General features: G+C 61.0%; 24 protein-coding genes and 1 pseudogene. 1 reads left to right on the plus strand and 24 read right to left on the minus strand.

Translation table 11 applies throughout. From position 1 onward, the window contains the following. Positions 1-8 precede the first annotated feature (8 nt). The gene (locus QNM96_RS16170; RefSeq protein ID WP_283837633.1) at positions 9-3,104 is read right to left on the minus strand and encodes a phage tail tape measure protein; all 3,096 of its coding nucleotides are present in this window, start codon (positions 3,102-3,104) and stop codon (positions 9-11) included. 71 nt (positions 3,105-3,175) lie between these two features. Here QNM96_RS16170 and QNM96_RS16175 point away from each other — a divergent pair, with 71 nt between their 5' ends. Continuing rightward, positions 3,176-4,762 (plus strand): HEPN domain-containing protein, encoded by a 1,587-nt coding sequence (locus tag QNM96_RS16175; protein ID WP_283837634.1) that lies wholly within the window; start codon positions 3,176-3,178, stop codon positions 4,760-4,762. Positions 4,763-4,879: 117 nt separating this feature from the next. On the opposite strand, the gene QNM96_RS16180 is transcribed toward QNM96_RS16175, so the two are convergent. The 23 genes and pseudogenes from QNM96_RS16180 to QNM96_RS16285 form a co-directional block, all read right to left on the minus strand. Next, positions 4,880-5,248: a hypothetical protein gene (locus QNM96_RS16180; protein WP_283837635.1), complete on the minus strand. Its 369-nt coding sequence runs from the start codon at positions 5,246-5,248 to the stop codon at positions 4,880-4,882. A gap of 25 nt (positions 5,249-5,273) precedes the next feature. Then, the gene (locus tag QNM96_RS16185; RefSeq protein WP_283837636.1) at positions 5,274-5,435 is read right to left on the minus strand and encodes a hypothetical protein; all 162 of its coding nucleotides are present in this window, start codon (positions 5,433-5,435) and stop codon (positions 5,274-5,276) included. 65 nt (positions 5,436-5,500) lie between these two features. Next, on the minus strand, positions 5,501-6,151 hold the full coding sequence (locus tag QNM96_RS16190; RefSeq protein ID WP_283837637.1) for a hypothetical protein: 651 nt from the start codon (positions 6,149-6,151) through the stop codon (positions 5,501-5,503). 2 nt (positions 6,152-6,153) lie between these two features. Further along, positions 6,154-6,603, minus strand: coding sequence for a hypothetical protein (locus QNM96_RS16195; RefSeq protein ID WP_283837638.1), 450 nt, complete (start codon positions 6,601-6,603; stop codon positions 6,154-6,156). A gap of 101 nt (positions 6,604-6,704) precedes the next feature. Further along, complete coding sequence (locus tag QNM96_RS16200; protein ID WP_283837639.1) at positions 6,705-7,007, minus strand: hypothetical protein; 303 nt, start codon at positions 7,005-7,007, stop codon at positions 6,705-6,707. A 4-nt stretch (positions 7,008-7,011) separates the two neighbouring features. Next, complete coding sequence (locus tag QNM96_RS16205) at positions 7,012-7,497, minus strand: hypothetical protein (RefSeq protein ID WP_283837640.1); 486 nt, start codon at positions 7,495-7,497, stop codon at positions 7,012-7,014. Then, complete coding sequence (locus QNM96_RS16210) at positions 7,494-7,727, minus strand: hypothetical protein (protein WP_283837641.1); 234 nt, start codon at positions 7,725-7,727, stop codon at positions 7,494-7,496. Before QNM96_RS16210 ends, QNM96_RS16205 begins: the two co-directional genes overlap by 4 nt. A 2-nt stretch (positions 7,728-7,729) precedes the next feature. Beyond that, positions 7,730-8,107: an HK97-gp10 family putative phage morphogenesis protein gene (locus QNM96_RS16215; protein WP_283837642.1), complete on the minus strand. Its 378-nt coding sequence runs from the start codon at positions 8,105-8,107 to the stop codon at positions 7,730-7,732. Next, on the minus strand, positions 8,104-8,511 hold the full coding sequence (locus QNM96_RS16220) for a hypothetical protein (RefSeq protein ID WP_283837644.1): 408 nt from the start codon (positions 8,509-8,511) through the stop codon (positions 8,104-8,106). The genes QNM96_RS16215 and QNM96_RS16220 overlap by 4 nt, the downstream gene beginning before the upstream one ends. 6 nt (positions 8,512-8,517) lie before the next feature. Next, positions 8,518-8,946 (minus strand): hypothetical protein, encoded by a 429-nt coding sequence (locus QNM96_RS16225; protein WP_283837645.1) that lies wholly within the window; start codon positions 8,944-8,946, stop codon positions 8,518-8,520. Positions 8,947-8,952: 6 nt separating this feature from the next. Next, complete coding sequence (locus QNM96_RS16230) at positions 8,953-9,288, minus strand: hypothetical protein (RefSeq protein WP_283837646.1); 336 nt, start codon at positions 9,286-9,288, stop codon at positions 8,953-8,955. Between the two features lie 7 nt (positions 9,289-9,295). Then, on the minus strand, positions 9,296-10,429 hold the full coding sequence (locus QNM96_RS16235; RefSeq protein ID WP_283837647.1) for a hypothetical protein: 1,134 nt from the start codon (positions 10,427-10,429) through the stop codon (positions 9,296-9,298). A gap of 20 nt (positions 10,430-10,449) precedes the next feature. Then, entirely contained in the window at positions 10,450-10,908 is a 459-nt protein-coding gene (locus QNM96_RS16240) for a hypothetical protein (RefSeq protein ID WP_283837648.1), read from the minus strand. Beyond that, on the minus strand, positions 10,908-12,554 hold the full coding sequence (locus tag QNM96_RS16245; protein WP_283837649.1) for a hypothetical protein: 1,647 nt from the start codon (positions 12,552-12,554) through the stop codon (positions 10,908-10,910). Before QNM96_RS16245 ends, QNM96_RS16240 begins: the two co-directional genes overlap by 1 nt. After that, positions 12,551-13,390 (minus strand): hypothetical protein, encoded by an 840-nt coding sequence (locus tag QNM96_RS16250; protein WP_283837650.1) that lies wholly within the window; start codon positions 13,388-13,390, stop codon positions 12,551-12,553. Before QNM96_RS16250 ends, QNM96_RS16245 begins: the two co-directional genes overlap by 4 nt. Continuing rightward, positions 13,390-14,928 carry a hypothetical protein gene (locus QNM96_RS16255; protein ID WP_283837651.1) on the minus strand — a complete coding sequence of 513 codons (1,539 nt, stop codon included), beginning with the start codon at positions 14,926-14,928 and terminating at the stop codon, positions 13,390-13,392. The genes QNM96_RS16250 and QNM96_RS16255 overlap by 1 nt, the downstream gene beginning before the upstream one ends. Before the next feature lie 2 nt (positions 14,929-14,930). Continuing rightward, on the minus strand, positions 14,931-16,379 hold the full coding sequence (locus QNM96_RS16260; protein ID WP_283837652.1) for a hypothetical protein: 1,449 nt from the start codon (positions 16,377-16,379) through the stop codon (positions 14,931-14,933). After that, on the minus strand, positions 16,376-17,071 hold the full coding sequence (locus QNM96_RS16265) for a hypothetical protein (protein WP_283837653.1): 696 nt from the start codon (positions 17,069-17,071) through the stop codon (positions 16,376-16,378). Before QNM96_RS16265 ends, QNM96_RS16260 begins: the two co-directional genes overlap by 4 nt. A 94-nt stretch (positions 17,072-17,165) precedes the next feature. Further along, on the minus strand, positions 17,166-17,468 hold the full coding sequence (locus QNM96_RS16270; protein WP_283837654.1) for a hypothetical protein: 303 nt from the start codon (positions 17,466-17,468) through the stop codon (positions 17,166-17,168). 562 nt (positions 17,469-18,030) lie between these two features. Further along, positions 18,031-18,216, minus strand: a complete 186-nt coding sequence (locus QNM96_RS16275; RefSeq protein WP_283837656.1) for a hypothetical protein — start codon at positions 18,214-18,216, stop codon at positions 18,031-18,033. Positions 18,217-18,316: 100 nt separating this feature from the next. Next, on the minus strand, positions 18,317-19,003 hold the full coding sequence (locus QNM96_RS16280) for a hypothetical protein (RefSeq protein ID WP_283837658.1): 687 nt from the start codon (positions 19,001-19,003) through the stop codon (positions 18,317-18,319). Between the two features lie 156 nt (positions 19,004-19,159). Beyond that, entirely contained in the window at positions 19,160-19,375 is a 216-nt protein-coding gene (locus tag QNM96_RS22930) for a helix-turn-helix domain-containing protein (RefSeq protein WP_345782537.1), read from the minus strand. 25 nt (positions 19,376-19,400) lie between these two features. Continuing rightward, positions 19,401-20,628 (minus strand): annotated as a pseudogene (locus QNM96_RS16285) (hypothetical protein); the annotation flags it as partial.

The following is a 20,628-nucleotide window of genomic DNA, read 5'->3' on the forward strand; positions in this document are numbered from 1 at the left end:
ACCGTCAGTTATGCGGTCCGGTTCGACTCCCGACGTTGGAAGTCGCGAACGATTTCGTCGATCATCTCTTGGAGATCGCCGACAAGCATGTAGGCGTCGTCGGGAGCGTCGATCACGATCGGGCGTGGCTCGCCGCCGTCGTCGCTATATGACTGGCTCGGCTCAGTGGGCCGAGGTGTTCGGGTCGCGGTCGACGCGTCGACGCTGTTGGGTTCAGGGTGAGCCGCCTGGGCAACATCCGAGGACGCCGACTCGAGGCCGCTCGTCCGACTCTCCATCCCTTCGATCATCGAATCCGGAAGACCGTAGATCCAGTCGTCGTTGGCCAGTGGACCGGTATCGGCTGGCGAACTCGGTAAGTACGAGGCGACCGAGTCGACCGCACCCGAGACAGCGTCGGTCGCCTCACCGACTGCCCCAGAGATCCCATCGGCTAGCGATGATATCAAGTTCCCACCGGCTTCCTTGAAGTCCGCGGCGATATCGACCTCCTCAAGAAGGTTAGACGCCATCTCTTGGACCTCTTGGACCGCATCTGACGCCATCGACGAGATCTCGCCGACCGTCTCATTCCGGAGCGTCTCGACGAGCCCGACCGCGCCGTCCTTCATCGATGTTACTTCCTCGATGGCGTCGTCCTTGAGCTCGCCAACGCGTGCGACAGCATCGTCTTTGAGCTGCGTGACCTGCTCAGTCGTGCGCTCCTTCATATCGCGAACAGTCTCGACTTTGTCGTCGGCCCACTGGCGGGCGGCGCCGAGCGTCTCCGTGACGATCTCACCAAACGCGCCCGTGATGTCGCTTAACGCTTCGCCGCGGAGATAGTCCGCGATCGCTTGCATCGTCTCCGGTACAATCGAGTTGCCGATCAGGCCGGTGTAGAACCCTCGCGCGGCCTCGAGGACGGCATCGACGATGAACCCGAACGCTCCAGCGACGATGCCCGGCCCTTCATTTCGCAGGTAGGACGCGACCGACGTGATAGTGTCGACGATCAGGCCGTCGGTTGGCGTCAGCGCCTCGAGGGACGTACGGCCGGCCTCGACGAGACCGTCGAACGCTACGCCAATCGCCGTCTCGAGATCTCCGCGTGCATCCTCGCGCAGGTAGGATGCGACTGCCGACAGTCCGTCCGTGACAATCGCACGGAGCGATCCTTCGGAGCCGAAGATCCCAAGGACGACTGTGCGGATACCTGACCCGATCGCCTTGAAAGCCGAGCCAAGCAGTCCTGGACCGTTCTCCCGGATCCACGTCGCTGCCCTCGAGATTCCCTCTTGAACGATCGGCGGGAGGCGGTCGAAGATCCCACCCCACACAGTCGTGACAACGTTGACGTACGTCTCAAACGCCGAGCGAAGAAGCCCTGGGCCGTTTTCACGCGCCCACGTGACTGCGGCCAAGATGCCCTGTTGAACGATTGGTGGGAGATTGGTTCGGAGGGCAGTGAGCGCAGTCACGGCACCCGTCACGAGCAGACTCATCGCCGACCGAATCATCGACGGACCGTTCTCGCGAGCCCACATCGCGGCCGACGTGATGCTCTGCCGGACGATCGGCGGCAGCTGCTCGCGCATATTGCCGAGGCCGGTCACGAACACCGAACCGAGTCGCGTCGCCGCGCCCCGGAACATCGGGATCCCGGTAGAGGTGATCCAGACGGGTATTCCACTGATCGTCTCGGTCACAGACGAAGCCGCCGACGCAGCGGTCGAGGTAACCTGATCGAACTCTCCGGAGAACGCCAACGCGAGGGCAGCGATGGCCGCGACGACGGCACCGATCGCGAGCGTGACCGGATTGAGGGCGGCGACGAGCGCACCGAGACTGCCGACGACGGGTCCGATCGCACCGACTAGGCCACCGAGTGTCGTGACGGCCGTCGAGAGTGGGCCGATGAGTGCGCCGAACGCGACTAGTAGCGGCCCGATTGCAGCAGCGACACCACCGAGCGCGACGACGATCCGCTGTGTTCGCTCGTCAAGTGTGCCGAACCGGTCGGCGGCCCCAGTGACAGCCTCTGCCGCTGTACGAATGTGGGGGGTGAGCTGTGAGCCGAACTGGACGCCGAGGTCGGCGACCGAGGACTTGAGCATCTCGAGGGAGCCATGCAGTGTGTCCCGCTGGGTTTCGGCGATGTCCTGCGTTGCACCGTCGGAGTCGCGGATCTGTTCGGTGTGATCCTGGAGGGCGTCAGATCCCTGATCGAGGAGCGCCTGCATGGCTGGCCCGGCCTGATCACCGAACAGCTCCATGACCTGGCCAGTGTCAGCCCCCGACGCCTCGAGGTCGGCCATGATGGCGTCGAAGTCCCGCATCTCCCCCTCGGAGTTCTTGACCGAGACGCCGAGATCCTCGAGGAGTCTCGCCTGCTTGTTCGTCGGCGAGGCAAGCGAAGAGAGCCCGGTCCGGAGAGCGGTAGCCGCTTCCGAGCCCGAGTACCCGACGTCGCCGAGCATCCCGATCGCGGCGGAGGCCTCCTCGATCTCCATGCCCAACCCGGACGCGACCGGGCCGATCTTCGAGAGGGCCTGGCCCATGTCCTCCGCGGTCTGATTATGGGCGGAGAACGTCCCGGCCATCGTGTCGGTGACACGGTTGAGGTTCTCCGCTTCGATCCCGAACGCCGAGGCAGTGTCCGTAGCGTAGTCGGTCGCCTCGGCCATGCCGAGGGCGCCGGCCTCGGCAAACGCAGCTACCTCCGGCATCGCTTCCATCGACTCGGCGGCGTCCATCCCCGCTGACGCGAGGTAGTAGTAGGAGTCGGCCGCCTCCTCGTGCGACTTCGTCGTACTCGTGGCGACATCTTGGGCGGTCTGCTCGAGGTCCTGCCGCATCGAGTCGTCGACGTCGCCCATCACGGCGATTGACTCCTGCATCGAGCTCTCGAACGAACTAGCCTGTTTCGCGGCCATCCCACCCATCGCAGCGAGAGGGCCGGTGACACCGGCGGTCATCATCTTACCAGTTGACTGAAGTTTGTCGCCGGTGGACTCGAACGATGAACCCATGTCCTCGGCCTGGCCCTGGACGTCGTCGATCGCCTTCTCGGCACCAGAGTAGTCGATCTCGATAGCGCCGCGGAGTTCGCTAAGCGCACCCACGGCTACGCACCTCGCTTACGGGAAGTCTTGGTCATCTGTAGAACAGTCTGCTAAGTGTCGATCGTTGGGCTATGCGCCGCTATCTGCCGGAGTATCCTTCAGTGTATTATATTTTAGCCTTATCTTCGATGGTCGTGTTATTTGATGTAGAAGAGGAATTAACCAATATGGGAGAGTCTGTAGAGAGCATTAATCGAATCAAGAACGAGATCTCCTCTTTCATTAAGGAAGTCCGAGACTATGCACATAACCAAGATCATGAAATCCCTCAGACAGCAATCTTCACCTCTAATAACTTTCGGGATAGAGAGTGTGAATATTTCATCAATAAGCCATCAAAACTAGTTCGAGATTCTTCAGTTCGGAAATGGTTTTTTGGGGACTTGGCAGAGTGGTTAATCAATCATAATGCTGGGTTTGAGATACCACCTGCACTTGATCCGGATAACACATCGCAAATAAAGAAGCACTATCAAAAACGACTTTTCGAATTCGCAAAGGTGGTAATGAACTACACTGGAACCCTCCACTTCTCTGAGACAGATTTCTATGCTGCTTACAACGACCTGTTTACAAAGCGATATTCATCCGTTCATCATCATCGCATTATTGTCCCTCTCCCTGGACTCTGGTTTGAAAGGTTACGGAACGATTCAAAACAATATCCACTGTCAATCTTGAATGACAATCTTAATTGGGGCAGTTACAAAATATCTCATTTAACAAACCCGACTATTTCTAAACTGACTAATAATGAGATGACTGGGCTTCAGACTTATGGAACCCCGGGAATGGTTGTCAAGAAGGGTCAAACGCAGAAGCGACTCAAGTGGACAAACAAGTTAGATCTCAACCTGCGAGTCAAGGATCGTCAATCATTTTATGATGCTGATCGGACAGGCATTGGGAGAGGATGGACTGGTACGGCTGCAAGAACTGTTGCAACAGATATAGTCAAACAGATACTCACCAGTATTCGGCTATTTCTCCCAGAAAGGGATGTTAGTATAGGTCCGCTCTATAATCTTGAGCGGTCCTGGATGACCCATCGAGGTATTTGTGTTAATGTTTACGGCACCTATTATACTAATCTAACGCAGCAGGAGCCCATGTTTTCACGTAACCATCTCCGTTTATCCAAGGAGCAGTTTTACGACTTTCAGGAGTATTACGATTCATATGGAAGTCACTTCGATTTGACGGGTGAGGGACTCACACTGGCACTTAATCGACTAAATCAGATGTATCAGAAATCGAATTATCAAGATAAAATTGTAGATTGCTTTATTGGGCTTGAGACTACGCTTCTCAAGGATGGAGGTGCAAGCTCTAAAATTGCGGATCGGGGTACAACCCTTCTTAGGCATCATCCAAGTCTCGATGTTCGATATATTCACGATTTGTTGTCTCTCCTAACTCGAATTCGGAATGGCATTGTTCATAATAACGCGCAGGTAGGAGATTACATTGATCTGGAAAATGAGACAGATCCACCCAACGCTCGACCAGTTGAAAAGGTCAGCGTCAAAAACATCATAAATCAAGCAAGATCGATCCTTGGCCACGTTATCCGAGAGTATGCATACCTAATGGAGAAAGAAGGAAAATCAATTCAGGAGGTCAACGTTGACTTCCTTAGCAAACAGACTCGAGATTAGATATTTAAACAGAGATCGAAAGCCCCCTACACTTCTTAATTTCGACCAAATGCATCTTATTTATAGTATCTACAAACGCTATTTCTATATATTGATGATCCTTCTCATAGGCGGTGTTCAGTGCTCTATCCCGCCGAAGAAGTACGGTCGAGTCTCGATCGATTCGTACTCGCTGGCGATCCAGTGAGCTGTCCCACAGGCGCCGCTGTCGGTTCCGTTGGGATCGTAGACCTGAATGTAGAGCTCGTCGGCACCTGGCCAGTCAGGGTCGTCAATCTCGGCGATCGCCTCGAGGACGCCGTCGGCGATCTCCTGGACGTCGTCCTCGGTCGGTACGGACTCGACCGACGCGGCCAGCTGGAGCGTGATCTCGTAGCGGTACTCTCTACCGTCCGAGGACGGTGGGAGTTGCTCGGCATCGACGACTCGCGCCGTTCGCGAGCGGCTGGTAACGTGTGAACGGAGCTCGTCACGAGGCGAGTTCATACTATCAAAAGCGTCTGCTGGCGTACTAGTTGTTCTGGTCGGCCGCTTTGTCGGCCTCCTCGATCCGTTTCCGCTTGCCGGCAGCTTTCATCCGCGCGTACTGGCGGATCGCGTACTTTTCCTTGGGCTCGGTCTCCTGACCGAACTCGGTCGGTGTCTTGCCGAGACCTTCGACGACGACCTCCATCCACGCCTGTCCGTAGCAGTCATCGCGGGTGAGAAAGTCGTCGATTGCGCCCTCCTCCTCGGACGTTAGTCGTCGTTTCCCTCGTCCTCGTCAGTTGCCTCGAGGCGTTCGGCGACGACCTTGCGAGCGAGCCACGACAGCCCCTTTTTGAGCACGTTGCCGTCTTCGTCGACGTCGTCTTCGAGGCCGAACCTACCCCAGCGCTGAGCACCGAGTGAGAGGTCGTCGCCTTCAGGGACCTCCTCGTCGCCCATCACGGGGTCGGTACAGAGCTCGCACAGCGTCTCGAGTTGATGATCGTACAGTCCGACGACGCTCTTGATCGACTCGGGATCGAGGTTCTCCTCGATTTTTTCGTTGACAGCCTCGTCATCATCGGGGTCGACATCCTCGAACTCCTCGGGGTCGGACTCCGAGAGGAGTTTGAGCGTCTCGCGTCGGTGGATCACGCCGGGCTGGGAGAACTCGAAGTTGCGGCCACGGAACGCGATCGCGTCAACGTCGTGGGTCGTCTCCTGCGTGAGCCAGTCTTCGACGGCCTGGGCGTCGGCGGCGCTCTCGCGTTGCTCCTCGAGCTGCTCTTGGCGTTCTTCCTCGGCGCGTTCGTGCTTTTTCTCGCCGCGCTCAAGGACCTCCTCAACGTTCTCGCCGCCGAGTTCGCCAAGGACCTCCTCGCGATCCTCCGGTTCCGGCGGCCTGGGTTGTGACTGAGACATAATTACTCAGTGGTGTCTCCGTTGAGGGCGCCCTCGGGATCGAACCAGTACTTGCCCTCAATCGAGAGCGTGAATCCCATCTCATAGGGTCCGTCGGCGAGCTCCTCGTCGCCAGCCTGGACGCGAACGTTCTCTCCGAGGCGACGGATCGCGTTCGTCTCGTCATCCTCTTCGGCGTTCGGCCAGATTACGAACAGGACGGCCTCATGGCGAACGTTGTGCTGTTCGGCACCCTCCTCGCTGACGAGGCCCGCCGTCTCGAGGTCGGCGTTATCGGCATCGGGATAGATCCCGAGTTCGGCCTCGCGAGTGATGTGACCCTCCTCGGAGATCGTGTATCGGTGGCCGTTGTACACGAACTCGTCCTCGTCGGGATCCTTGCTGATCGTGGTGTCCGCATAGACGTGGTCGAGCCATTCGATCGTTTCTTCTGTGGTACCGAGGTCGGACACGAATCCTATGTCGACCCATCGGCCCTGATAATTCGTCTCGGTGTTGGGTTCTGCGTACATGATGTTGTGATCCGCTCGCTATCCGGGAGCGGGACGGTTGGTTACTCGTCAGCCGATTCGCCTGCGTCGGTGCCGACGGTCTCGAGGATCTTCGCTTTCGGAGCGTTCCCGTTGACGCCGTCGTAGGCATCGCTCGCGGCAATCCGCTGTAGCGTCCGATACCTGAGCCCCTCGAGGAGCTCGCGATCGATGGTACCTGTCTCGGGATCGTCGAGACGCTCGAACTCGTCGCGGAACTTCTCGAGGATGTGCTCGGGCGGCTCGACGACGACGTCGCCACGTCGATAAGCGCCGTTCGATCCGGCCCACGTGAGCGTGCCTTTCTCGTTTCTGTAGACTGTCATGGGGTTAGTTTCGTGACTGTGTAAACGCGAATACTCGAGCGGCCGCACGTTCGCCAGCATCCATCGGAGAGTCGAGGACGCCCGACCCGCCACTGCCGCTGTCGACTTGTGCAAGGTGATCGACACCGAACGACACCGCGGCTCGCTCGGAGATGGCGTCGAGGATGTCCGAAAAGGCTAGATCGGCGCTCGGGCCTGGTCGGTCGCCCTCTATCCAGCCCGCGGTGATGGTGAGTCCGGCCTCGATCTCGTAGTCGACCGACGTCGGCCGCCCCATTGACATGGAGCCGACGGCCTGGACGTCGACGACCACCAACGCCGGCGGGATGTTGTCGGGACTTGGTGCCGTCAGCGGTGTTCGGATCCGCTCGGTTGGATCGCCGGGCTCGTTGCCGTCGCCGAGCGTCTCGAGGAGTCGATCGTCGGTCCGAAGGTCGGTGATGACATCGGCCGTCAGCTCTTTCGTGTTGTCGGAACCGCGCCGGGTCACTTCGATCCCTCCGGAAGCATGGACTCGGCACCGAACGTCGCGTCTCCGATGAGACTCTCGGCGATCGCTTCGCGTTCGGTTCGTTCGTTCTCGGCGGCGAACTTGCGGTAGGCGTCAGCACCCGACCGAGAGAGGACACGCCGAGCCTTCCGATGGGTCTGGCAGTGTGACAGCCCCGAGCAGTCGGGACACTCTCGTCGCGATCGGCTGAGGTGTTCGCGTGGGTTCATGGTCATAAGCTCCGGGCGGCAGAGCGCCAGCTCCGGGCGATTCGTTCGACGAGGTCCTTTTCGATCGAGCGCAGCGCCGGCCGGATCATCGGCTGGGCGCTCATGTAGATCGTTCCGAACTCATTGTAGATTGTGTGCTCGGCACCGCCGATCAGCTCGGCGACGACCTTCGAGGCCATCTTCTCGACCTCTCCGCGGATAGAACTGCGCATCTCGCCGGTGTCCACGCGAGCTCGAGACTGTGCCTCGTCGACGGCGTCGTCGACCGCCGCCTCGACGTCGTCCTCAACGCTGTCGAAAAAGTTGTCGCGGAAGGTGCCGAGATCGGCGGCGAACGAGCTGGGATCGTGACCGCTCTCCCAGCTGAAACCCATCGTCATGATGTCACTACCTCGAGTTCGAGGCGGACTCGCTTCGGAACCTTGCCCTGCGGGCCCGGCACTTCAGAGACGGTCTCGATCGCGCGGCGCCGCGGTTCGCGATCGCCTCGGAGGATGTCGACGCGACGGTCGATTCCTGGACGTAGTCGTTCGTCACGCAGGTAGGTGCCATCCTCGGCGATCTCCCCGACGTAGCGCGGGTGGATCGAGCAGACGGCACTCGAGCGGACGCGTTCGCCGGCGTCCTCGTTGACCGTCGTTTTGCCGTGGGGCGTGTACCGGCCAGGGATCTCCTCGGCGATCACGACCCACTCCTCGACGGGCTGGGTGCCGCCCATGCCGTCGTCCTCCTCTTCGCCGGTCTCGACGTACGCCGAGACGGTGACGGTAACGTTCTCGTTCATGAGTGGCTAGGCGCTCCGCGAGACGAACCAGAACGGGTCCTCGTCCTCGGGATCGTCGACGGTCGCAGCCCGGTCGGCGAGGATACCGCTGTCGTCCTCCTCGATCGCCTGCTGACCGAGCGTCGTCCCGCGAAGGCCCTGCTCGCCGAGGTCGCCCTGATAGTTCGCGGTCGAACCGTCGGCGTCGGACTTACGGTTGATCTGCCGGACGTCGTCGTTCCCGCTGGCGAGGATGTAGTGACCGGCGAGCAGCGCCTCGAGGATCGGGAGCTTCCACTCGGGATTCTCGTCGGCGAGCTCGTTCTCGACGATCGGATGCGCTCGCCGGCCGATCCGGCGCTCGAGGTACTCGTCGGTGAGCCCAGTCGGATCCCAGCCTTCGGCGTGGAGCTCGTCGCGGATGTCTTGGATGTCGGCGTAGTGATCCTCGCTCATCGTGGGTTACTCCTCGATACCGAACTCGTGAGTGCGTTCGACGATCGCGTCCTGGACGGTCGAGCGGTCGTCGACGTTCTCGAGATCATCGAGATACTCGTCGGCCTCGCCGGCTTCGACGGCGTCGACGGCATCCTGATAGCCGCTGTCAGCGAGGTCAAGCGCGCGCTCGTCGATCTCGTCCTCGTCCTCAGAGTCGTCGGCTTCGTCAGGCGGGTCTTCCCAGCCGCGGGCCCGGAACCCTTCCTCGAGGTTGTCGGGAACGTCGTGGACACCTGGGCCAGAGTAGTGCTCGTTAGGCCCGAGAAAGGTTGTCGACCGGGGCCAATAGAGTTCGACCATCTGCCCGTTACACCTGCATTACCGCCCAGTTCTCGGGGCGGCGCAAGTGGAAGCCGAGGTCCTGTTTCGAGGCCATGAAGGTCGCGATCGGGTCGTCGTTGTTCCACATCTGCGTGAGGAATCCGCGTTCCTCGTCGATGCTGATCGAGGAGGTGATCGGTGCCCCATCGGCCATCTTGGTGAGCTTCTCGAGGAACCACGGCATGAATGCCGACTCGACACCGGGCGTTCCGATGATGACGTTTCGGTTCTTCTCGCCCGTGTCCGGATCGTACGGCTCAAGGATGTTGTCCATCGCCGCATCACTGGCCTTTTCGACGACGTTGTCGTCCTCGTCGATCAGCTCGCCGTTGTTGTTAGTCCGCGGGACCTGGACCGCGACCTCACGAATCCCGGAGATGTCGTCGGCCATGAGCCCGGCGACGTCCGCGGTGTTGAGCGTCGCATCTCGAGTGGCCCCGAGCCGGTTACGTAGCGACTCGTTGAGTCGCATGTCTCGGATAGTGTTCGGACCGACGAACATCGGCGGGCGGTTCTCGTTGCCCATGAACCGGCCCTGCGTCTTGATGTTGTGAGCGACGTCGAGGACGTTCCGGTAGGGATCCGAGGCCTCGTAGTCATCCCACGTGTCGTAGTTCGTGTATGCGTTGTCCGCGTCCGCAATCTCCGAGTGCGGATCGTCCCCGTTAGGGCCGATCAGGCCTTCGATGTTCTCGTCGCCGCGCCAGGTGACGATCTCGCGGCGAACGAACGTCTCCGCGTTGAGGTAGCTGGCGCCGTAGTTGAACAGCGAGAACGGCGCGTTGGCCGAATCGAGCTCGACCTCAACCTCCTTTTTCGGGTTGATCTTCCGCTTGTAGGAGTGGGTCTCGTAGGTGTTCTTGCCCGGCAGTTCGAGTGCGCCCATCGGCGACTCGGCGTCGGGGGCGGCCGCCGGCATCCCACCGGAGACGCCGCCGAATGTGTAGTACCCCTCTTCGGGGGCGTTCATGTTCACCATCGGGAACACGGTGAGGGCGCTTGCGTAGCCCTCGCCGTCGCCGACGTTGATTCGATCCATCTGGTTGATGGTCTCGACCATCGTGTTCCGCAGCACTTCGGGGGTCAGACCATCGACGTTCTGAAAGGTAACTCGCGACATGTGTGATCAGTATCTCGTTGTTAGTTCTGGCGCAGAACCGCGACCTTGCCCGTGGTGTAGTTCCCCTTGGAAATCGTCGTCCAGACCGGCCCGACGATCATGTCCGCGGTGTCGGCCTCGTCGTCGAAGGCCCGGACACCGCCGCCGGCGTCGGAGACGACATCGTCGCCCGGCGAGAGGTCCTCGCCATCGGAGGGGTTGGTCCAATCGACAGGCGAGCGTGGGATGACCGACGCCTCGCCGATCGTCTCGCCGGCCTCGTAGGTGGCGTCCTCGTCGTAGTCTCGAGGCAGACGCGTGATCGTCCCGACGCCTGCGCCGGCGTTCTCGACGACCGAAACCTCTGCGTGCTGGGAGTTCTCGCCGACGATCTCGACGAAGTCGTTCAGCTCGGGGACGTTGCCCGCCGAGTCAGCGACCAGCGTGACCGTAAGCGGCTGCTCGCCGGGTTCGAAGAGCGTGAAGTCACCAGACACCATCAGTTCCCACCTCCGTTAGCCGAGTCGATTGCCGTGCGGAGCGATGACTCGCTGCCGTACTGTGCGGGGTCGACGTCGTGCTCGCGCTTGAGGTACTCCCGGCGGGAGATGTCCTCTCCGTTGATGCGCTGGATGTCTCGAGCCGACAGGACGCTCCCGGCGAGCTGCTCGACCTCCTCGGGATTGTAGTCGTCGACGGGGCCGTCTTCCTCCTCGCCCTTACCGCGGGGGTCGAGCGGCGCCGCGAGCTGCTCCTCGATCTGCTCGGTGTAGGACTCGTCGGAGTCCCGATCGAGCTCGAGGTCGTCATCAGACTCGGCCGCCATCTCGGCAAGCGCGTCGAGATCTTTGTCCGACTCGACGAGCGTCTCCGCGGCGGGATCGTTGCCACCGGTCGCCCGGAGGGCATACCGCTGGCGCATGTGCCGTGTGTCGTCCCGGAGGTCGTCGATCGTGTCCTCCTTTTCCTGTACTTCGCTTTCGGCCGCGGCGAGCTGTTCCTCGAGGTCCTTCTTGTCTGACTCGAGCTCGTTGCGCTCGCTCCGGACCTCGGCTAGCTGTTCCTTGAGTTCGTCGTCGTTTTTGGATCCCATGTGTGTTGGATCATCGTCGTCCGCAGGGGATTCCGCCCCCATCGTTTCGTTCGATTCAGCCGTTTCTGCGAGGTACTCGGCGTCGCCCTCCGGATCCGCGACCCGGACGACCGCGCCGTTCATCACGTGCCGACCGTCGATCTCGATCGGGTCGCCGGCGCCGTCGTCGGCTTCCCGGAGGAGTGCATGGAGCGTCTGGGACTGGTTGAGCGGCTCCTCGAGCGGGAGCGTGATCGAACCCTCACTCCGCTCGGCCGGGAAGGGGCCGAGCTCGGCGATCGTCTCGCCGAGTGATGGGTCGGGCTCCTCGAGGACGTCGCCCTCGGGGTGGATCGAGACGTAGTAATCGGCCTCGGAGTAGTACGCACCCGAGACCGAGACGGCGTCGCCGGCGACCAGCTGATCGTAGAAGTCGACCCAGCCGTCCGGCGGCGCCGGTACGACAGCGTCGGCGTGCTGTTCCTGGACGTCCGGCGCGTCGGGGTTGTAGCCCAGCGCCTCGGCTGTCTCCGGCTCGAGGTCGATCGAGGCGTTCGATGCGCCACGCTCGACGACGGTCACTCGAGGGAGTCCGAGGACCTCCTCGACGGGCTTGCCGCCGCGATCGGCGTCAAACTCTCCGAGACGTCGAAGCCAGTCGCCGGAGACATCCAGAAGATCGAGCTCGATGCGATCGGCGATTCCCTCGTCGGCGAGTTGTGCCTTGCCGACGGGCCCAACGCCGTCCTCGTACTCCCACTCCTCGACTTTCCCGAGGACGTCGTCAGCACCAACCTGCTCGTCGAAGCCGTAGTGTGGGTTCTTCCCGGCGCGGCCTTTGACGATCGTCGAGCCATCTAGAGCACCGCTTTCAACGGCCTCTTTCATCGGCTCGGGATCCCAGATCGCGACCTCGTCGTCCTCGGATCCGGGTCGGTGTCCGACCGTCCGTTCACCCTCTGGAATCGGGTTGATCCGGACGGTCGTTCCAGAGTCCGATGGTTCGGCGACGGCCGCACCGCCGCTTTCAGCCGCCGCTAACTGTTCTCGAAGTTCGTTTTCGTGTGGTGTCATATTTGTGCGATGATGAAACGGCACCTGCAGTAGTTGTGAGTGTCATCGACCGGTTTCGGGGCGTTCCCGCTCCGGACGTCACTCACTTTGTAGGCGTTGCCATGCAGCGCCCGGCACTGATCGCAGGTCGCCTCGTCGAGAACCGCTGCCCACTCCTGGAGTGGTTCGCCGTCGATCGTGATGTCTGTCTCAACGTCGACACCGATCTCTTCGATGCCGAGTTCGTGAGCGCGTTCGACAACTGCGTCGTTGACGATCCGCGTGCCGTAGGAGTGGGTCAGGTTCTTCGTCCGGCTCTCGCCGACCTTTCTAACGCGGTCTTTCAGTGTCGAGAGCGTGGCCGCCAGCGTTGCGCCGGCGCCGACAGCGTCCCGGTACTCTCGAGTTGCCTGGCGCTCGGTCTCGCGAGCGACGTCCTCGAGCTCCTGATAGACCTCGACGTACTCGGCCCGGAGCCTCTCCTGATGGAGTTCGCTCGAAGCGACGTCCTCCGGGGGGACGTCCGGAATGTCCGCGCCGGCTTGGCGGATGTCCTCGTCGGCAAGCCGGAGGCCGGTTCGGTAGAACTCCTCGACGTAGTCGGCGGTGTAGTGGGCGCCGTTTCGAACCGCGCGCTGTGGGAGCGGTTCGACGACCTCGTCCTCGAGTTGCTGTTCGAACCACTCGCGGAAGTCGGCCGTCTGGAGCGACTCCTCGACGTCGTTCTGGGGGCGGAACTCCGACCCACCGCGGAGCTCGTCGTTGAGGTTGCCGATGATCGACTCGTAGCGAGAGTTGAATCGGCCCGTCCAACGTCGACGTCGGTTCTTCGACTGCGTGGGATCTTCGGACGGCATTACTCGTCGTCATCCTCTTCGAGCTCGTCCTCGTCACCGGCCTCCTCGTCCGATTCATCGTTCTCGGCCTGTGCTTGGGCGACGATCTCCTGGGCGCGCTCGACAGCCGCGTCGTCGATCTCATCCTCCCACTCCTCGCGGTTCATGCCAACGTAGTGGTAGAAGAGCTCTTTCGAGAACGACGAAGGCCACTCGTTGTGCGCCCGCACGAGGTTGAGCAGTCGTTCCGGATCGAAGTCACCACGCAGGAGCGGGTTGTCCTCTTTGGGTTGCTCGATCCGCCAGCGAACGTCGCCTTCGTAGCTGCCGCCGGCGAGTTCGTCGGCTTTCTCTTCGAATAGCGGCTCCCACTTGCTCTCGAGGTAGCGCCGTTCATCGTCGATGTTGAGATCGTCGCGGCGCTCGAGGGGCTCAATCACCCACTGGTTGATGTCCTGAGCGTAGGCGACCATCGGCTTCGAGACCGGCATGACCGAGAAGATCTCCTCGATCTCGTCCATGATCGCATCGCCGACATCGGGGATGTCCGGCGAGACTTCCTCGACGTTGACCTGATGGTTGACGTAGTCGGTTCGGCCGACGCGAGAGCTCGAGGACTCGTCGTCCTGGTCCTTCGGACCCTCTTTGGCCTGGAGGTTGCCATCATCGTGCGCATCGGCGAGGTCTTGTGCCTGGTCTTGGGTCGCCCCCTCGAGGCCGTAGATCAGATGCGGCCAGCCGGTGAGCCGGATCGACGCACCACGGTCGCGTTTGATCTTCCGGAGGCGGCGGATGTTCTCGCGGATCGCCCGCCAGATCATCTGCCCCCAGGCGCGGCCTTCGGGGACGTTGTAGGCGAGCTTGATGATCTCGTCCTCGGCGAACGCGATCTCGTCTTTGGTCGCGTGCCCGTCGTACTGGACGTACGCCGCCGACTTTGCGTCCGGCGTCGTCGGGTGATCGCCTTCGACGTCGTCGTTCGGTTGGACGACGAGGTTCTGGTCCTCGCGCTTGTAGATGCTCATCGTCGACGGGTCGAGCATCATCACGCCACCGAGCTCGCTTTCTCTCGAGCGGACTTTCTCGACGAAGAGCGTTCCCTTCGACCGGCGGTGCGAGGGGCACTTCGAGACGATCTGCATGATGTCCTGACCAGACTCGCCAGCGTGGATTGCGCAGTTCTTTCCCCACATCTCGAGCGCGTCGGTCATGTCCTCGTCTTTCTCGCCGCCGATCTCGGCGGTGATCGACCAGCCCGGTTCGGAAACCGAGAGGTCGAACATGGAGAGGGCGGCCTGTCCGAGTGCGAACTCGACGTAGAACTCTCGGTGGTACTCCTCGATGACATCTGGAGCTTTCTCGACGTCGGTCGACACCGACGGTCGAGAGTATCGAGGACGTGGATCGGCCTCGTCGCGACGGGTTCGCGAGACGACGTAACTTCCGGCGTCTTGTCGCGACTCGCCGCGGGGCTCGAGGTCTTCGGCGTGTTGCTCCTGGATTTCGTCGTCGTCATCGGTGCCGCTATCGGGGCGTGAAAGTAGGTCTCGAAGTTGCATGATTATCGGGAGATGATGAACGGGTTGTCAGCCTCAACGTCGAGCTCTTCACCGCCACCGTGACGGGCCCAGTTCGCGAAGCCCATGCCGTCCGGCCAGTCATCGTGCTTGCCGGTCGGGGCGGCGTACTTCGCCTTGCCCGTTGGTGTAAACGCCTTCTCGAGCTTTGTCGTCTGCCGAATCAGTGGCTTGTACTTCGGGAGCTCCAGTTCTACGGCCTCGAGGTCCTTGGTCAGCCGCTGGTAGATATTCTGCTTCGTCTCGTTCGTCGAGTTGACGACCTTGATTACGCTTCCGAGGCCAGCCTCGGCGAAGTCCGCCGCGAACCCGCCGACGCCGTTCTCCTCGATCAGGATCGTCGCGTAGCCATCGGTCGGGATCTGGCCCTCCCCGACCGCTGGCGACGGCGTCACGTTCCAGTACTCGAGATCCTCCTTGCCGGTGTGGACGGCCTCAAGGAACTCGACGAACTGCGGGCCCGAGATCGTCTCGAATGCCCACGCGTTCCAACAGGTCCCGCACTCATCCATATCGAACGCGACCATCTCGTCGTCGCCGCCGCGCGCCGGATCGATGCCGAGGTAGCGAGCTCGCGACGTGATGAACTCGCGGTCAGGAACGATGTTCGGGTTTAGCGTCGAGTGCGGGATCGCGCTGTCACCGTCCGGTTCGAACTGGCCGAGGAACTCCTGTTTGAACACTGAGTCGGGCAACTTCTCGCGCTGCTCGTCGATGTACTCCTGCTGGGCGTACGGCGAGATCTTCGTCGGCCAATGTGGGCTGTACCAGTCGTCGTCGTGCTCGACCTTGGTATAGAAATAGCCCGACTCTCCCGCCGGCGTCGAGAACAGGAGGTACTCGAACGTCGGGTGTGTGATGAAAAACTGCTCGATCTCTTGCTCGTAGACGCGGTCCTGCTCGTAGGCCGCCTCGTCGACGACGACGCACGTCGGGTTCTTCCCCCGGTTTCCGGGCTGGTCGTCCTGGCCGACGTTTCCAAGCGTCCGGGAAAGAATCCGTGTGCCGCTCGCGAACTTCCAGGTCTGCTCGTTCTTTGTGACGACGCCATACTGCTCGAGCGTGAGCGGGCCGTTCTTGAAGTGCTGCTTGCACTCCTCGAACATCTCGTCAGCCGTCTCCTGACCCGGAGCCGTAAACAGAACGTCCGTCGCCTCGCCGACGAGCAGTGGTGCCCACAAGGCATGGTCGGCACCGATCACGCCAGCGGTCAGCGTAGCTCCAACCTGGCGACCTTTCTGTGGGGCTGCCCGGCCGGGTCCGTCGCCTTCGATCCGGTCGAGGAGGTTGGCCTGGTACTCGGTCGGCTCGAAGTTGAACAGGATCTTGACGCGCTCGGATCGGGGGCGGCCCTTGCACTCCTCGTAGAGATCGCGCAGTGTGAGTTCGTCGCCGGCGCCGGCGTCTGGGCTCTGTTGGGCTTGAGCACTCACGTCGATTCCTCCAGGATTATGCTCGAGAGATCGCCGACGGAGTCAGCTAGCTGGCTCTCGGGATCGTTCGTCATGTTGTTCTGCTTCAACCACTGACGATGCTCTTTCCGGAGCTTGAGTTTCGTCGAAACAGTGACCGCTTCCTTGTACTTGTGATACTCGCCACCGTTTTCAGTTCGCCGCGTCTCGCGATCGACCATCGCATTGCCCGATCGGAGCGAGGACGGCCGGTCCGCGAGCCAGTTGTCGCCGTATGCGATCTGGATATGTTCAGTGGCGATCTGCCACATCGTATCGAGGTCGCGAGCCGTCGGATTACCGTTCTTTTCGCGGAACTCCTCGACGGTTTCGCGGTAGATGTCGTCGCACACTCGCCGATCGATGTTGTCCATCACCTTCCGGTAGAACCGACTCCGCTCGGCGAACTGCGCGTGCGTGATCGCGTTCGTGTTGTCTTTTGGAGCCCCACCGTCGTTACCGACCGCGTTTTGGTTTCCTTCGGGAGCTCCAGAGTCGTCGGCGCCTCCGTGGGTGTTGCACTTCCCGTGCGGTCCTCGAGCGTGACCGTGACATCGTCGGTCGTTCTGTGTCGACTGTCCGATGCACTGGCCCCATTCGCCGTACTGGAGTGGGCCGGTGATTTTCCTGGCCTCTGGGTGGGCCTCGTCGTGGAACTGTTCAGGGGACTCCATGAGGTTGAGTTGTTTTTAGCGAGATTGTTCGACGGCCCAGAATCGCTATGAGTATCGAAAAGGCTGCTACTGCTCGTTCCATATTCTCGCATCGTCAGTCGTCGTCCCGGTAGTCCTCGAGCTCTTCGCGAGAGTGATAACCGCGGTCGGCATCGCGATCGTTGCCTGAGCCGTCGCCTCGAACGAGTCCCGAGATGAGCGTCTCGACCTCGATTCCCCACATCCGGCCGATGACCAGAAACACGAGGGCCGTCAGCAGATGTTGGATGTACTGGCCGGCGCCGTACTGTAGCGTAACGATCGCGTGGTCGACCTCGACGCCGAGAATCATGATCGCCCAGACGAGGAACAAAAAGATTGTGACGGCCCCGCGGGTTCCTGTTGCCTTTGAGGGCATTATCGTCCTCGCGAGACAGGATATTTCGGCCCAGACTCGTTCGGCTGGGCGAGACCAGTCGTTGAAAACCGTCGGGTCGGTACAACGTTCATCGTGTGTGCTCATAGGTATGTGTCAGGCGCTCGAGTCTGGAACCCAGCGCTCTGGCCCGACTGAGCTACCGACTCTGTTGTGTACTGAAAACGGGTAGGGGAATACAGGTCGGACTGGCTCGTTTGTTGGTTCGCGGCCGTGGGTCGACGTCGGGATCGCTGGCTTTCGCGAGCGGTCGATCGTCGAACCGCCGACGTTCGAGTTGTCCCCGAGTTGGTCGACGGTAGATCCCTCACCGCGGGCTCGTGTGACCTGGCGCTATGGAGTGGATGACGATACCGAGAGCATCAGCGGTCGTTGAATGTCGCTGGGTGCAGAGAAGTTCGGAGTGAACTGTTTGTGCCACGTGCCAGTCCTTGGTCGCACACGAGTAGGCTATTGATGCGTGGATTAACCGGCTCCACACGGGCCTGCCTCGGTCGGCGTGTCTCGAGCGCGAGTCGAGACGGATCGACGCCGACGTCATCGGTTACTCGATCAGGTCGCCCTCAGGAACGATGATCTTCCCCGAGTCTGTCTTGAGGACGTACTCGGTATCTCGAGTTGAAATCGACGGCTCGAAGCGGATGTCCGCGACCTCGCCAGTTGTGGGCCGGCCGAGGAACTGCGCTTCGACCGAATCGCCGATAGCGGGTCCTGTGTTTTGGACTCTCATGATTCCTCCAGGCCGAATAGTTCTGCCCACGGCACGACGTGCTCGAACTCATATCCACGGAGACGGCGGGTTGCCAGATTGTTGGGATCGAGATCAGACATCAGAGGATCACCGCCTTCGCGAAGGCCTCGCGGATCGAGTCGCGCTCAAAGACGCTCTCGAACAATCTTTCGTGGTCGATTCGAACTTCGTGTTTGTCCTCCGATCGCAGTGTTTCCGTCGCGACCGCCAGATAGTGGGCGGTTGTGAACGGCAGGCGCTTCCGGAGGGTTTCGTCCTCGTGCTTATGATCGGTGTTGCCACACGAGCACACTGTACCGGTCCGGACGGGATCGTTCGTCGACGGACTCGTTGGGAGTGGATTGCGGTAGTTGAGATACGTGCCAGTATTCTGCGTTTCGTCGTCACGATCGTAGGCGTAGACTGGAGCCTTGCCCTGGGCTGGGATATCGGGATCTGCCGGGTCGTCCTGAACGCGGGGCGATCGCTCGCCCAGCTCAGCGTGATTGGTCCGATACTCCCAGCCGATGACGCAGTCGGGGATCGTTTTCCCGACATCGTTGTGTTCTGGAGGCTCTTCGACGGTCTTGAGTTGCCGCCCACAGGTCGAGCAGAATCGGTGGTCGTGCTCGAGGAGTTCGAAAACTTCGGCCGCTTGCTTTTCTGCCCGGTGGGCGTCGTGACATTCTTTCGAGCAAAAGGAGCCAGCAGTTGCCGGTGGCGTGAACTCCTCGTGGCAGTGGCCACACTCGTAGCTCTCAGACTGGTGTTGCAATTGAACAGACATGGTCGTAGCTATGAAACCCAGGCCGCTTCCAACGACCCCAGGTAGAACACTTTACTCCGGTAGTTCGGCCACCGGATCAAGTCCCTTGCAGCGGTTCGTTACTCATCCCGTTGGAGACCGATAAGTAATAATGGAACAGATATAAGAAACAATGTCTTATACGTCATCAGACAATCCGTAGACACGTTCTCTAGCGTCAGTACGGCCAACCCGGCACTCAACGACACCTTTATTTTCGAGCCGGTCCGTTGCGTTTTGAATTGTTCGCCGTTGAAGTTGTGTCTTCTGGACAAGTGTTGCAACCGTCATCGGACCATCATCAGACAGCACTCTAAAGACGTACTTGGCACTCGGCGGCAGGTCGTCGAGCATTGCGTCGTGTGGGGTGTCGGTAAGGTCAGTCACCTATATCAGGCGGTGACCGCCAATCCCAGACTGGGGTAGTGTCGTCACTATCCGTGCCACTCAGCCCGTGATCGACGTCACCTCCTGCATAGGGGTCGCGGATCGCCAACGCCCACCTACTAGAGTCCCCGTAGGGGGTAGTTGGTGATTCGTGAATGTCTACAAAACCGACGGATGGGAGGCCAGACTCGCTGTAGAGCGTTGCTCCATGGGATCCTGCCCCTTCGGAGACGTGGACAGCTGGTTCACCGAACTCGTTATCGGAGAGCCGCTCGAGCGTTTGTCGGACGTGCTCTTTCGTACAGCCGACCGACTCGGCGATCTCTCGTGCCGTCTTCGAGCTCGCACTCGAGCGGAGTTCGTCGACGATCTCCTCCTGGAGGTCGGTGAACACCCACTCGACACCCGGCGCCTGGACGTCGGCGAACCCAGCGGGGACAGCGTCGGTTCGAACGAACACCGTAGCCGTCACGTCGGGATCGTCAGGGGAGCGAGCGTACCGACCGGCGGACTGTGCAATGTGGTTCTCGCGGACCGAGGCGAGGATTTCGCTAGCTGTCTCGGCGTCGTCACCCTCGAAGCCACGACCACGGGCTCGGTACTCGTCGCCGGCGTCGTCGACGGCAGTCTCCACCTCGGCCTCGAGGTCGAGTTCGGCGAGGAGATCGAGGACGTAGTCGTCACCGGGATCCATGCAACCGTTGACGAGGCCGATCGACTCGTTCGCGAAGTCGTTCCGCGATTTCTCGGCCCCGAAGTGCATCAGGTTCTTCGCGTCGCCGTGTTCGTCGCGTTTGACGTCGACGCCAGCTTCGTCCATGAGCTCCGCGAGGCGATCTTCGGTCTGGGCGGTCGTAATCGCCGTTCGGAACTGGGCACCGTACTCGTCGACGAGGTGCTCGAGTAGTACTTCGAGTTTGTCCTCGTTGAGCCACTCGAGGGCCTTGTCACCCGACAGCGGGCGGGTCGCATCGCCAACCTGGACAACTCGAAGCCCGCGCTCGTAGCGTCGCCACAGCTGGCGTTGCTTGGGCTCGAGGACGTCGGTGGTCTTGATCCAGGGGACGGTGTTCGCCTGCCAGAGTGGTGTCGCGGGGTGGGCGTCGAGCCCGACGACCGACCGCGCGGCGCCGAAGTCGGGCACGGTCCGAACTGACCGGACGTCGTTGCTCTCGTCGAGGACGATCGAGACCCATTCGCGGTTCCACTCGTCATCGTCG

This window comes from Halostagnicola sp. A-GB9-2, assembly GCF_030068615.1.
Classification (GTDB): Archaea; Halobacteriota; Halobacteria; order Halobacteriales; family Natrialbaceae; genus Halostagnicola.

Coding starts and splice junctions, on each gene's coding strand:
- QNM96_RS16250 (WP_283837650.1), bottom strand. CDS start 13,390: ATGCCGTCCGAAGATCCCACGCAGTCGAAGAACCGACGTCGACGTTGG.
- QNM96_RS16230 (WP_283837646.1), bottom strand. CDS start 9,288: ATGGTCGAACTCTATTGGCCCCGGTCGACAACCTTTCTCGGGCCTAAC.
- QNM96_RS16275 (WP_283837656.1), bottom strand. CDS start 18,216: ATGAGAGTCCAAAACACAGGACCCGCTATCGGCGATTCGGTCGAAGCG.
- QNM96_RS16210 (WP_283837641.1), bottom strand. CDS start 7,727: ATGAACCCACGCGAACACCTCAGCCGATCGCGACGAGAGTGTCCCGAC.
- QNM96_RS16240 (WP_283837648.1), bottom strand. CDS start 10,908: ATGGTGTCTGGTGACTTCACGCTCTTCGAACCCGGCGAGCAGCCGCTT.
- QNM96_RS16180 (WP_283837635.1), bottom strand. CDS start 5,248: ATGAACTCGCCTCGTGACGAGCTCCGTTCACACGTTACCAGCCGCTCG.
- QNM96_RS16185 (WP_283837636.1), bottom strand. CDS start 5,435: ATGGAGGTCGTCGTCGAAGGTCTCGGCAAGACACCGACCGAGTTCGGT.
- QNM96_RS16190 (WP_283837637.1), bottom strand. CDS start 6,151: ATGTCTCAGTCACAACCCAGGCCGCCGGAACCGGAGGATCGCGAGGAG.
- QNM96_RS16220 (WP_283837644.1), bottom strand. CDS start 8,511: ATGAACGAGAACGTTACCGTCACCGTCTCGGCGTACGTCGAGACCGGC.
- QNM96_RS16245 (WP_283837649.1), bottom strand. CDS start 12,554: ATGACACCACACGAAAACGAACTTCGAGAACAGTTAGCGGCGGCTGAA.
- QNM96_RS16280 (WP_283837658.1), bottom strand. CDS start 19,003: ATGTCTGTTCAATTGCAACACCAGTCTGAGAGCTACGAGTGTGGCCAC.
- QNM96_RS16225 (WP_283837645.1), bottom strand. CDS start 8,946: ATGAGCGAGGATCACTACGCCGACATCCAAGACATCCGCGACGAGCTC.
- QNM96_RS16270 (WP_283837654.1), bottom strand. CDS start 17,468: ATGCCCTCAAAGGCAACAGGAACCCGCGGGGCCGTCACAATCTTTTTG.
- QNM96_RS16235 (WP_283837647.1), bottom strand. CDS start 10,429: ATGTCGCGAGTTACCTTTCAGAACGTCGATGGTCTGACCCCCGAAGTG.
- QNM96_RS22930 (WP_345782537.1), bottom strand. CDS start 19,375: ATGCTCGACGACCTGCCGCCGAGTGCCAAGTACGTCTTTAGAGTGCTG.
- QNM96_RS16265 (WP_283837653.1), bottom strand. CDS start 17,071: ATGGAGTCCCCTGAACAGTTCCACGACGAGGCCCACCCAGAGGCCAGG.
- QNM96_RS16200 (WP_283837639.1), bottom strand. CDS start 7,007: ATGACAGTCTACAGAAACGAGAAAGGCACGCTCACGTGGGCCGGATCG.
- QNM96_RS16255 (WP_283837651.1), bottom strand. CDS start 14,928: ATGCAACTTCGAGACCTACTTTCACGCCCCGATAGCGGCACCGATGAC.
- QNM96_RS16175 (WP_283837634.1), top strand. CDS start 3,176: ATGCGCCGCTATCTGCCGGAGTATCCTTCAGTGTATTATATTTTAGCC.
- QNM96_RS16215 (WP_283837642.1), bottom strand. CDS start 8,107: ATGACGATGGGTTTCAGCTGGGAGAGCGGTCACGATCCCAGCTCGTTC.